12 protein-coding genes are annotated in these 11,977 nt (G+C 39.7%); 8 read left to right on the forward strand and 4 right to left on the reverse strand.

The window, feature by feature from the left end; all coding sequences use genetic code 11:
- Nucleotides 1–542 precede the first annotated feature (542 nt).
- Both ACLLO5_RS21835 and ACLLO5_RS21840 read left to right on the forward strand, forming a co-directional pair.
- A complete protein-coding gene (locus ACLLO5_RS21835) occupies nucleotides 543–1,262 on the forward strand; it encodes a hypothetical protein (RefSeq protein WP_413172593.1) in 720 nt (239 codons plus the stop codon).
- Nucleotides 1,263–1,374: 112 nt separating this feature from the next.
- Entirely contained in the window at nucleotides 1,375–2,325 is a 951-nt protein-coding gene (locus ACLLO5_RS21840; RefSeq protein WP_413172594.1) for an alpha/beta fold hydrolase, read from the forward strand.
- 53 nt (nucleotides 2,326–2,378) lie between these two features.
- Here ACLLO5_RS21840 and tsaD read toward each other — a convergent pair whose 3' ends face one another.
- Nucleotides 2,379–3,422: a tRNA (adenosine(37)-N6)-threonylcarbamoyltransferase complex transferase subunit TsaD gene (tsaD, locus tag ACLLO5_RS21845; RefSeq protein ID WP_413172595.1), complete on the reverse strand. Its 1,044-nt coding sequence runs from the start codon at nucleotides 3,420–3,422 to the stop codon at nucleotides 2,379–2,381.
- A 397-nt stretch (nucleotides 3,423–3,819) separates the two neighbouring features.
- Here tsaD and ACLLO5_RS21850 point away from each other — a divergent pair, with 397 nt between their 5' ends.
- The 3 genes from ACLLO5_RS21850 (at nucleotide 3,820) to ACLLO5_RS21860 (ending at nucleotide 5,143) form a co-directional block, all read left to right on the forward strand.
- The gene (locus tag ACLLO5_RS21850) at nucleotides 3,820–4,314 is read left to right on the forward strand and encodes a Photosystem I reaction center subunit III (protein WP_413172596.1); all 495 of its coding nucleotides are present in this window, start codon (nucleotides 3,820–3,822) and stop codon (nucleotides 4,312–4,314) included.
- 40 nt (nucleotides 4,315–4,354) lie between these two features.
- Nucleotides 4,355–4,504, forward strand: coding sequence for a photosystem I reaction center subunit IX (psaJ, locus tag ACLLO5_RS21855; protein ID WP_006276004.1), 150 nt, complete (start codon nucleotides 4,355–4,357; stop codon nucleotides 4,502–4,504).
- Between the two features lie 117 nt (nucleotides 4,505–4,621).
- Nucleotides 4,622–5,143: a photosystem I reaction center protein subunit XI gene (locus tag ACLLO5_RS21860; protein ID WP_413172597.1), complete on the forward strand. Its 522-nt coding sequence runs from the start codon at nucleotides 4,622–4,624 to the stop codon at nucleotides 5,141–5,143.
- An 86-nt stretch (nucleotides 5,144–5,229) separates the two neighbouring features.
- Here the strand turns inward: ACLLO5_RS21860 and gmk are convergent, their stop codons facing one another.
- The 3 genes from gmk to ACLLO5_RS21875 all read right to left on the reverse strand — a co-directional run bounded on the left by gmk (nucleotide 5,230) and on the right by ACLLO5_RS21875 (nucleotide 7,668).
- The gene (gene gmk / locus ACLLO5_RS21865) at nucleotides 5,230–5,829 is read right to left on the reverse strand and encodes a guanylate kinase (protein ID WP_413176158.1); all 600 of its coding nucleotides are present in this window, start codon (nucleotides 5,827–5,829) and stop codon (nucleotides 5,230–5,232) included.
- Between the two features lie 174 nt (nucleotides 5,830–6,003).
- The gene (remA, locus tag ACLLO5_RS21870) at nucleotides 6,004–6,270 is read right to left on the reverse strand and encodes an extracellular matrix/biofilm regulator RemA (RefSeq protein ID WP_347610269.1); all 267 of its coding nucleotides are present in this window, start codon (nucleotides 6,268–6,270) and stop codon (nucleotides 6,004–6,006) included.
- A 465-nt stretch (nucleotides 6,271–6,735) separates the two neighbouring features.
- The gene (locus ACLLO5_RS21875; protein ID WP_413172598.1) at nucleotides 6,736–7,668 is read right to left on the reverse strand and encodes a carbohydrate ABC transporter permease; all 933 of its coding nucleotides are present in this window, start codon (nucleotides 7,666–7,668) and stop codon (nucleotides 6,736–6,738) included.
- Between the two features lie 588 nt (nucleotides 7,669–8,256).
- Here ACLLO5_RS21875 and ACLLO5_RS21880 point away from each other — a divergent pair.
- The 3 genes from ACLLO5_RS21880 (at nucleotide 8,257) to ACLLO5_RS21890 (ending at nucleotide 11,861) form a co-directional block, all read left to right on the forward strand.
- On the forward strand, nucleotides 8,257–9,228 hold the full coding sequence (locus ACLLO5_RS21880) for a hypothetical protein (RefSeq protein WP_413172599.1): 972 nt from the start codon (nucleotides 8,257–8,259) through the stop codon (nucleotides 9,226–9,228).
- Between the two features lie 39 nt (nucleotides 9,229–9,267).
- On the forward strand, nucleotides 9,268–9,951 hold the full coding sequence (locus ACLLO5_RS21885) for a hypothetical protein (RefSeq protein WP_413172600.1): 684 nt from the start codon (nucleotides 9,268–9,270) through the stop codon (nucleotides 9,949–9,951).
- Between the two features lie 326 nt (nucleotides 9,952–10,277).
- Complete coding sequence (locus tag ACLLO5_RS21890; RefSeq protein ID WP_413172601.1) at nucleotides 10,278–11,861, forward strand: diguanylate cyclase domain-containing protein; 1,584 nt, start codon at nucleotides 10,278–10,280, stop codon at nucleotides 11,859–11,861.
- Nucleotides 11,862–11,977 lie beyond the last annotated feature (116 nt).

Genomic DNA, 11,977 nt, shown 5'->3' on the forward strand with positions numbered 1-11,977 from the left:
AAGATCATACATTATGAGGTATTGTAATTTGTCCAAACTGAGAATTTTGCAGACTTTTGGGCGATAAAGGCTCAAAAACACATACTCTAGCAATATGGAGAGCAAGAAATCGGCGACCAGATCATAATCCTGCATCTTCAGGTGATTTCTCAACATGATTTTACCGATTTAAGAGGGTGAACAGCCATTCTACCCGACGACAGAATGATGTTGTGTGGTAATTTTTAGTCTGGAAATCACCTAAATAGGCAACAACAAAATCACCTAAATAGGCAACAACAACAAATTCTGTAGAATTGCCATCGGTAGCTGGTATGATATCAAACTTCTACTACTATTCTCACTATTGGGCAAATCCTATGAAAAAGCTGCCAAAATGGAAAGATACAGAGTCCTGCACGTAAATGAATTACAAAATTTAGTTACAAAAGCAAATACAAAGCTAGTTTTACTGCTAACTGTTGCCATAGTAAGAGCAAAGTAGTAAATAACACAGTTTTTAGCTTTAGTTTTAACAAAGCAAGCAAGTCTTACCTCCAACGATGACTTCTGGTTTAAAATCTTCGACACTGGAACTCCTAAAACGCTTTAATAGAGCGTTTCCACAATTTTATGAGCAATTTGTTAGCAGCGAGATACAACTTCAGAATTTACGACTGGCATACCGCTTATATAAAACTAGGCGGGCTGTTATAGAAATGAAGTCGGAGGGGACTAAAAGCGCATTGCATTTTGCATACCGTAATCAGTCTTTTCTCCTCAGCGATATCTTTGGTGTACTGGCAGCTTATGGTTTAACTATTCACGGTTTGAGTCTTTATGGTCAGATTCGACCACCAATGTTAGTTTTTATTAAACTTCTAGTATCCCGTGGCAGCAAAGCTCTTACCGAAAAAACCGCCGAAAATGTTTGTCGCGCTATTCGTGAAGCCTTGGGCAGTCGGTTTGAGGTAGAAGAGATGTTAGCAGTAGAATTTAACCTGAATGCTGGTTTAGAACAAGTACAAACCGAGTTCTACGTTGATCCAGTTTTTCATCTTCCAGCCTTAGTTATTGAAGCTGATAATCAACCGGGATTATTTTATAAAGTTATGTACGGCATCTGGCAGGAAGACCTGCTGGTGGTCAATGCCAATTTGTTGGTTTGGCGGGGACGTACACGACTCATACTCTACTTGTTAGGACCCAATGAAAGCTTGATACCTGAATATCTGGGTCACAAAATTGCTGAAGGAGTGCGGCAGAGGTTACTCGGTCAATGAAGGATGTGGGCAGCAGAGGGGCTTGAAGTGAGATCAGGCGGTTAGAATAATGTATTATCTCTGGGCTTCTGCCTTCTGCCTTTTGCCTCCTGCCAAGCGGTACGATATACGTATGGCAACAATAGAAATCTTAGGCGTTCCACACGCATACGAGTTGACGGCTCCCACGTCTTGCCCCCATGCTTTAGTCTTTATCCACGGCTGGCTCAATAGCCGTGTATACTGGCAACCCGTGATTTCTCGCCTTTCAGCTGATTTGCAGTGCTTGTCTTATGATTTGCGAGGTTTTGGTCAATCTCAGTCTGATTCAAAATTGGATTTTAATGGAGCAGAAACTGTTTCCAGCTTAACTGCTACTACAGATGATGATGTGGTCAGCTATCCTCTGGAATCTCCGTATTCTCCCTCTGCTTACTCTCAGGATTTAATCATCCTGCTGCAACATCTCAATCTTTCAAGTGTTTGGCTAATTGGTCATTCTTTGGGGGGTACTATTGCTATCACAACTGCTGCTCAATTACCTGATTGTGTTAAGGGAATCATTTGTATTAATGCTGGTGGTGGGATTTATCTCAAAGAAGCTTTTGAGCAGTTTCGCTCGGCAGGTCAGAAATTTTTACAAGTTCGCCCACGTTGGTTGTCTCAATTTCCTTTGATTGATTTGCTTTTTACTAGAGCGAGTGTTTCAATTCCTTTAGATCGTTATTGGGCGCGTCAACGAGTAATTGATTTTATACTTGCTGATCCAGAAGCAGCACTAGGAACTCTTTTGGACTCTACCACTGAGGAAGAAGTGAACCGCTTACCCCAGTTGGTTTCACAGATTAAGCAGCCAGTTTATTTTTTAGCTGGTGCTGATGATAAGGTGATGGAACCTAAGTTTGTACGCCATTTAGCTAGTTTTCATCAGCTTTTTCAGTATGTTGGCGATAATTTTATTGAAATTCCTAATTGTGGACACCTGGCTATGTTGGAACAGCCAGATGCAGTTGCTGATCACATTCGGTCATTAGTTATAGGGAATAGGGGAGCAGGGGAGCAGAGGAGCAGAGGAGCAGGTTAAAGATTAATTCTTTCTCCTGACTCCTGCCTCCTGACTCCTGCCTCTTCTACCTCCTACCTCTCATACAATTGCATAACTTGAGTTAGGGATAGCCGAGAGTTAACGCCCAAGGTTAGAGGTGATGTATGTCCATGGGCTAGATGATCAGCGGCTGCACAGCCTATCATAGCGGCGTTGTCTGTACAATATTTTAAGGGGGGGAAGAGGACTCTGATGTTATGCACTTCAGCGGCTGCTTGTAGGTGCTTTCTTAGTCCACTGTTGGCTGCTACGCCACCACCTACGGCGATCGCATCTAGATTATAATCGCGGGCGCAGGCGATCGCTCTTTTGGTTAAAGCTTTAGCTATGGTTTCCTGAAAACTGGCTGCAATATCAGCTATTGGCAGTTCTTTACCATCTTTCTCTAATTGCTGCACTAACCGTAACACCGCAGTCTTTAAGCCGCTAAAACTAGCATGATATGGATGATAACCACCACCTGGAAGAGAAATTTTTCCTTCTGGGAGCGCAAAGGCTTGGGGATCGCCTGTTTGTGCTAATTTGTCAATGATTGGTCCACCCGGATAACCAAGCTTTAATAACCGTGCTACCTTATCATAAGCTTCTCCAGCCGCATCATCACGGGTTTCTCCTAAAGTTTCGTAATTACCACAATTTTTTACATAAATCAAGCTTGTATGTCCACCTGAAACGAGTAAGCTAAGAAATGGGGGATCTAAAGTAGGCTGCGTCAAGTAAGTCGCGTAAATATGTCCTTCCAGGTGATGAACTCCCAAAAAAGGCTTCTTATGTACCATCGCTAGAGTTTTGGCAGATGTCAAACCTACTAACAACGCTCCTACCAATCCTGGCGCACAAGTGGCGGCGATCGCATCAATTTGTTCCCAACCCATAGAGCTTTCATCCATAGCTTGCGCTATCTGTTGATTAAGAGTTTCTAAGTGTTGGCGTGATGCTACCTCCGGGACTACCCCCCCATATTGCTGATGGACAGAAATTTGCGAGGCTATGATACTGCTACACACTTGACGATTGTTCACAATTGCCACAGCAGTTTCATCACAACTGGTTTCGATAGCTAAAACGGTTGTCATAGGAAATAGGAGTTCAGGAGTTCAGGAGTTCAGGAGTTCAGGAGGCAGGAGTCAGGAGTCAGGAGGCACGAGGCAGAAGGCACGAGGCAGAAGGCAGGAGCCAGGAGGCAGGAGGATAAGAAGAAAATATTTCCCCCATCTCCCCCATCCTCCCCTGCTCCCCTGCTCCCATCCTCCCCTGCTCCCCTGCTCCCCTGCTCCCCTGCCCCCCATCTCCCCACCTCCCCACCTCCAAACCTTACTTTTGGTTGAGAAGCTTTAACTTTTATTTACTTAAACTTTACTCGATTCCCAGCCAAGAGTATGATGACTTGCTAGTTATCCAAATTAAACACTGTACAAGCCGCTTCGTTTTGTACAAAGAACTTCTTGTTTTGTAATAAAAGGAAACAACTCCATGCGACGATTGTTTGCTTTGATTTTAGCGATTGGTCTTTGGTTCAATTTTGCTCCTCAAGCACAAGCTCTGGGAGCTAACCTTGTACCTTGTAAAGACTCTCCCGCATTTCAAGCACTAGCCGAAAATGCCCGCAATACCACTGCTGACCCAGAATCCGGTAAAAAGCGGTTTGAACGTTATTCTCAGGCACTCTGTGGTCCTGAAGGGTATCCTCACTTGATTGTTGATGGTCGTCTTGACCGCGCTGGTGATTTCTTAATCCCCAGCATTCTCTTCCTTTACATTGCTGGTTGGATTGGTTGGGTTGGTCGTGCTTACCTACAAGCGATCAAAAAGGAATCGGATACTGAGCAAAAAGAAATCCAAATTGATTTGGGTCTAGCACTACCCATTATCAGCACTGGATTTGCTTGGCCAGCAGCAGCAATCAAAGAATTTCTCTCTGGTGAATTAACAGCTAAGGATTCAGAAATTCCCATTTCGCCACGCTAATTCATCTGCTCTCATTCACTTGTTCTTGGAGACTAAATTCATGGCTGACAAAAGCGATCAATCATCCTATTTGATCAAGTTTATTTCCACAGCACCTGTGGCAGCTACTATCTGGCTGACAATCACAGCAGGCATTTTGATCGAATTTAACCGCTTTTTCCCTGACTTACTTTTCCACCCTCTACCATAGGGTAAAAACGGGATTTACATCAGTAAACAGTCAACAGTAAACAATCCGATAACTGATAACTGTTTACTGACAACTGAGATAAATGCCAACATTTTGAATTTAGAGGCAAGATAAAATATGGCTCAAGCAGTAGATAGATCCAAGAATCTCCCCAGTGATCCTAGAAATCGGGAGACAGTAAGACCTGCTGGACGTGATCCACAAGATGGGAATCTAGAAACCCCAGTTAATTCTTCTCCCTTGGTTAAATGGTTTATTGGCAACTTGCCTGCTTATCGCCCTGGTCTAACTCCCTTCAGACGTGGGTTAGAAGTAGGTATGGCTCACGGTTACTTACTGTTTGGACCTTTTGCTAAATTAGGTCCGCTGCGCGATGCTCCCAATGCTAACTTAGCTGGTTTGTTGGGTAGCATTGGCTTGGTTGTAATTCTTACAGCCTGTCTATCCCTGTATTCCAATAGCAATCCTGCTTCAGCACTTCCCAGTGTAACTGTATCTAAGCCTCCAGTAGATGCTTTTAATTCCAAAGAAAGCTGGAATAACTTCGCTAGTGCTTTCTTGATCGGTGGTATTGGTGGTGCTGTAGTTGCTTACTTTTTGACTGGCAACTTGGCCATTTTCCAAGGTTTAATCGGTTAATTTAATGTGTGGTAATGGGTAATTGGTCATTGGTAATTGTCAGTGGCTGCAATTACCTATTACCTATTACCAAATTCAACTGCTAATTATCCAAATAGGACTGTTTCAATTTCATTTAAAGCAGCCTCAAAATCGTCATTCACGATTTGAATATCAAATTCATCTGCGGCCTTTATTTCCTCTTGAGCGCGGTGTAGACGGCGAGCGATCGCTTCATCAGAATCTTGCCCCCGTCCACGTATCCGTTTTTCCAATTCCGAAAATGACGGCGGTAGTATAAAAATACTGAGGGCGCTAGGAAAGGACGCACGAATTTGTCTTGCCCCTTCCAGTTCAATTTCCAGAACCACCAACTTACCAGACTGAATGTGGTCAATCACTGCTGCACGGGGTGTACCGTAATAGTTACCAGCAAATTCCGCCCATTCCAAGAATTCCCCTTGAGCAACTAATTGTTCAAACTTGCTGCGGCTGATAAAGTAATAGTTTTTGCCGTTTACTTCTCCTGTCCGAGGAGAACGAGTCGTTACAGATACTGAATAATACAGTTCTGGATGACGTTGAAGGAGCTTTTGCATCAAAGTTCCTTTGCCGACTCCACTAGGGCCAGTCAAAACAATCAACTTGCCCAAAGACGGGCTTTCTTGGGTAGTAGCACCACTAGATATGGGTAAAACTTGCATTATCCGTTCAACTTGTGAATTAATCAGTAGACACTATCCATCAATCTTGCATTAGTTGCCAGCACAACCAATCACTCAGAAATTAGAAATTTGTAGCACTAGTGACAGAAAACTTGTCTATTTCATATCCTACGGCCGATACATAACAAATAGAAGGGTTTAGAGACCCACATCTAATTAATTATCTGCCGTCTGATGATCGCGGGAAATAACAAAGCGATTTGCTACCGTTTCCGGCTGAATCGCTGATAAAACTACATGGCTTGAATCAGTTATAATTACAGCCCTAGTCCGACGACCATAAGTTGCATCAATCAGTTGCCCTCTGTCCCTAGCATCAGTAATAATGCGCTTAATTGGGGCAGATTCTGGACTGACAATGGCAACTACTCGATTGGCGGATACGATGTTGCCAAAACCGATGTTGATTAATTGAATGTCCATAAAAAAAACTGGCGCTAAAGGCGCTAGTAAAAGCTTGTGATAAACATATTCTCATGTTATACCTAAAGAATGGGAGTTACAACGACTAAAGTCTTGATATCTTGAGTTTTCTAATAACAAGAGCTTTTTTTTAGCTCTTTATCAGCGAAAAATATCAAATATCTCTCTAAAGATATATGGAAAATTCTACTCATAAGAGTTAATAGAAAGTTTTCTTGACGCTCCCCACCCTAAAATGGATATTCTTTGGCATTAAATTCTGTAACCTTTTTTGTACCCTTACCACAAATTTATGCTTACCAACGAGGCTCTTTTAAGGGGCAAAGAGAACCGGGGGATTGGAAATTACCCTACCACTCATGGTTTATAGCTAGTAAAATTGCCAGTCATGATGAGATTTATCTAAATCTGTTAATACTGCACAGTAATTACCCTGTCCTTTAATTAAAGCTATTTCATCACTTCCTAACTCAGATTATTATCACTTTGCTGATTTATAACTAATCGCAAAACTGACAATCCTAAGATTATTAAAAATAACACCAAACCAATTGTACAAGCATAGCTAAATTCTAAATTAATAAATGCTTGCTCATACAAATAGTAAACAATAGTTTTAGAACTATTGAGTGGACCTCCTCCAGTCATAATATAAACTTCTTCAAAAACTTTAGTAGCAGAAATAGCAGAAATTACAGCTACCAAAGCTAAATAAGGCTGCATTAAAGGTATGGTAATATCTAAATGTTTACGAATACCATCTGAGCCATCAATTGCTGCCGCTTCATAAATATCAGCAGGAATAGATTGCAACCCTGCTAAATAAATTACCATGTAATATCCTAAACCCTTCCAAATAGTTACAGCCATGACACTGGCAAGTGAAATGGGGACAATTCCTAAGATTTTTTCAGGACTGGTTAACCAAGGAATTCCTTCAGGAAATATTCCTAAAGTTTTAAGAAATTGATTTAGTAGACCGTTCTCTGCATACAACCATTTCCAAGCGATTCCTGCTACTATCATTGAAATCACTACAGGAGTGTAATATGCGGTTCTAAACCAATTCATACCCTGTAGTTTTTGATTTACCAAAATTGCCAAAATTAGAGGAGCAATTACTAAAATGGGTACAACTCCTATAAGATAGAGAATTGTGTTTTCTAGGGTTTTCCAAAAAACAGCATCTTTCCACAACCGTAAAAAGTTATCAAATCCTATTAATTTAGCAGGTTCTCCAATATCTTGATAGCTGGTAAAGCTGAGGTAAAATGCTTGTAATGCAGGCCAAAAAACTGTTAAGCTGAGAATGATTAAAGCAGGTAATAGAAATAAATAAGGTGTTAATTTTTGATGAATAAGAATCCAATTTTTGTGGAGAAAAAATTTATTGATCATACCTGTGTTTGATTTTCTGAATAACAATTAACTAAGTCAGTGTTAAAAAATCTACTTATGCAAGGAAATGTTATATTAACAAATAGCTCAAAAAATGCTTATTTCGCAGTTTTTACAAAATTATACATACAATAGTATTTATTCTGCTTAGTTAGTTAACATAAGTACCCTAAAATACCGAATTATATTATACATTCCCCAAAAATATAAGACTTCTATCTAATTTTTGTTGGCGTAGCCGACGCGTTGCGCTTACGAAATTGCGTACACATCTGGTGGAGATGTGTTTTTTTCTTGTTGCTTATTTGACTTTGTCTTCCGTAAAGGATACATAAATACAAATCACAGAGCTACATATAAGGCATAAACCCCTAATCTTACATTTATTTAGTTACGAAATTCGATAAATCTATCTAAGGGATGATTTTAGTGTTTGTACGTGAAATCTCGGTATAAATTTTGTAATTTTTACTATATTAATATCATTATTTGTGAGGAGAGCAGATTTTGATAAATATAAAATTTTCAAATACTATAAGCCCTAATTGGGTGAGGTTTACAGGAGCAACCCTCCTAAGTTTTCTTTTTGTGGCTACAGCTGCTTTCCAGCAAACCGCATCTGCTAATGAAAGATTGGATACTGAGTATCAAAGTAATGAATTGAGTTATAGCCTAACGGCTAAAGTATCTTCTTTGCCTGATACAGAAAAAGTAGTGTCAGAAACGCAAATAGAAAACAATCTAGTAATTTTTCAAAAAAGTGAAGCAATTATTCAAGAGAAACATCGCCAGCTAATTGCTCAAAGTGACTCTTCAGGAACTGTGGGTGATAGTTTTGGTGAAGCGAATAAATTGCGCCAAGAGCTTTTAATTGAACCTATTGTGCCATTAGGTAGACCAGCAGCGACTGGTGCGCCTGCTTCTAGTGCTGGTACACCAACTGCTTATGGTGCAAGTTGGGGTCAAGCTTTCATTGGGGGTGGAGCATTTTTCCCTCTCGATGAAGGAAATGTTGATGGTTCTCTGACTGTTGGTTTTGGTTTAGGAGACGCGGTTAAATCTGCGGGTCTAGAAGTTGCAGTTAATATCATTAGCGTTGGTGGACAAAAAGAAAATTTTGGTGATTTTGGTGATAGTGGAACTGTGGGGCTGAAACTACATAGATACTTCGACGATGGTACAGCTTTTGCAGTGGGTTGGTCTAATCCGATTAAATGGGGAGAAGCTAACCAAGCTAAAGAAACCCTCTATGGGGTACTTACCAAATCATTTAATCCAGTGACTGTTTCTGTTGGTCTTGGTAGTGGTAGCTTTGCTTCTAAAGGTGCGCGTCAAGCTGGAGAGAATGCTGTCAATCTTTTTGGTAGTGTCGGATTAAGATTAGCACCTGAAGCATCTTTGGTCACTAGCTGGACTGGAAGCAGTCTTAATATGGGTGCTTCTTTTGTTCCTTTGAAGAGAACTCCTCTAGTCATTAACACCATTTTCACTGATGTAACTGACAATTTGAATAATGGTGTGGGTTTTACTCTGAGTGCAGGGTATAGTTTCCAGTTCTAAAATCTATGTTCTTTCACTGCAGAAATTTAAGGCAAAAGCATGAGTAAGCAAAAATTAACCTTAAGTCTTGGTCTGGCGTTAATGTTATTGAGTTCTCTGGTGGTTTCATTACAGCGAGCTAATGCTGGACAGGCTGTTGTTCAAGGAACATCTTCAGATTCATCTGGTATTTCTGGTGATAGTTTTGGACCACGGCGTGGTGCTGGTCCTGATGGGACTCTCAAGATTCCGGAAATAATTCAGGATAGAGTCAATAAATCGGCAACTGAGATTATTAATAGCAGTGGTAAAACTAATCTTATTATCATCCTCATTTTGGGTCAAAATGGTGCTGATGATGCAGCGACTCAAATCAGAACTAATTTTGTAAATTTAGGCGTTTCCTCAGATATTGTACAGCAGCTGGTAAAGACTCTATATGGTCTTTGTTTCTCGCGAATAGCAACAAATTCTGGTCTTCCTAATGCTCAAGTTACAACAGGTAATTTAGTAGCAAGTCTTAAAGGTTTAAAGGCTTATTCTGTAATTTCCCAAGTAGATCCTGTGCAGAATGTTGAGATTAAAACGGCTAATGTGGATATCAATCGGTTAAATGCTGCCATCAATACTTATAACCAGATTGTCCGAGAAAGTCGTCCAGAAACTCTCAAACAGCTATCAAAAGACGAAAACTTTCTGGAAGCTGGTAGAGTGCTGAGACAATTAAGGGCTGCGCTGAAATAGAATCAAGTTTTTTAATCCTAAACTCAATAGTTAAGTCATATTTTTGATTTAAATACCATGTCTTTCATCACAAAGCATGGTATTTTTATTTTTTACCATTATTCACAACAAAAGGAAGTGGAAAGTTTGGGTATAATTTAGCTTATGTAATAAGCTATTTATCATGCAACTGCCATAACAAATAATGGTGATCTTATTAGCAATTTGATATCAAGTTAATCACCTTTTCTCAGGGGCTATTGATCTAATACTAAGGTTAGATACTGTACCAGTGGAACTGGACTAAAACAGTAATAACTATTAAACATCTACAGCCTACTGAAGAAATGTTTTACAAAATTCTGGATAAAGCCGATTACAGTCACAATAATTTAACTTCAACTTTATTAGTGAAAAATGTATCAGAGTACAGAGCTAATTTACTGGTGGTTGATGATCATCCAGACAACTTGCGTACACTATCTACAATTCTTACCAAAGAAAGGTATAAAGTTAGAAAAGCAATTAGTGGAGAAGTTGCTTTAGAAACCGTTAAAGCTGAAGCACCTGATCTAATTTTGTTGGATATTAAAATGCCAAATATTGATGGTTACACAGTTTGCTCAATTTTAAAACAAAGCGATAAAACTCGTGATATTCCTGTTATTTTTTTAAGTGCTTTGGATTCTGCTGCTGATAAAGTGAAGGGATTTAAAGTAGGAGGTGTTGACTATATTACTAAGCCTTTTCAAGCAGAGGATGTATTAATTAGAGTTCAGCATCAACTAACTATTGTTAAACAACGCCAGGAACTTTATCAACATAATCAAGATTTAAAGAGGGAAATTGAGGAACGTAAGCAAGTTGAGTCCAAACTAAAGTTGTTACTAACAACGATTAATTTAGTTAGTCAAGCTCCCAATTTACATCATGCTCTAGAGGTTGTTTTGAGTGAAGTTTGTCGGATGATTGATTGGGAATATGGTGAGGCTTGGATGACTAGTGCGGATGGTACAAGATTGGAATTATATCAAGCTTACTATGATTGTTTTGATCAAGCGTTAAGATGGTTTCATCGAGCTAGTTTACAGTACAGTTTTGCATTTGGAGTTCAACTAATAGGACGAGTTTGGAAAACTCAACAACCGGAATGGATTCAGGATGCTTCTCTGGTGGAGCAAGATGCTTTTTTACGGGCTGAATTGGTGCAGGATGCTGGTTTAAAAACTGCGTTTGCAGTACCAATTAATATAGAAGGAAATGTGCTTGCCGTGATGTGCTTTTTTAAGCGATCGCCTTTACCTCATAACCCAGAACTTGTGGAGTTGGTAAATGCAGTGGCTTTGGAATTAAGTGGATTTATTGGTCGTAAACAAACAGAGGAAGCATTAAAACAAGCAAATAAGGAGTTATTACGATTAGCTAATCTAGATGGATTAACACAAATTGCCAATCGCAGGTGTTTTGATGAATCGCTGACTAATGAGTGGCTACGATTGCAAAGGGAAAAATTACCTTTGGCATTGTTACTTAGTGATATAGATTTTTTTAAATCTTACAATGATTACTATGGACATCAAGCAGGTGATGAATGTTTGCGTCAAGTAGCAGCGGCAATGTTACAAAGTTGCAAACGTCCTGCGGATTTGGTAGCCCGTTATGGTGGTGAAGAATTTGCTATTCTACTACCTAATACAGATTTAGAGGGAGCAATTCATATCTCTCAACAAATTCAAGCCCAAATAGCCAGACTAGCTATTCCTCATCAAGGGTCATCTGTTAGTGATCAAGTAACATTGAGTATTGGTATTGTTAGTATGATTCCTATAATTGGGGCTTTACAAGAAGACATGATTGCCTCAGCAGACCAAGCACTTTATCAGGCTAAGGCTCAGGGACGCAATACTTACTGTGTGTATTCTGCTGTTTAATTACTGTATTTATGAACTAATGCAGTAAATTAATTACAAAATTTAGTAATCAAAACTTTCACAAAAAGGATTTTATTGCTGATTGTTGAGTGGTGCTGAATATTTACTGTTTATTT

This window comes from Anabaena azotica SJ-1 (assembly GCF_047275885.1).
GTDB lineage: Bacteria > Cyanobacteriota > Cyanobacteriia > Cyanobacteriales > Nostocaceae > Trichormus_B > Trichormus_B azotica_A.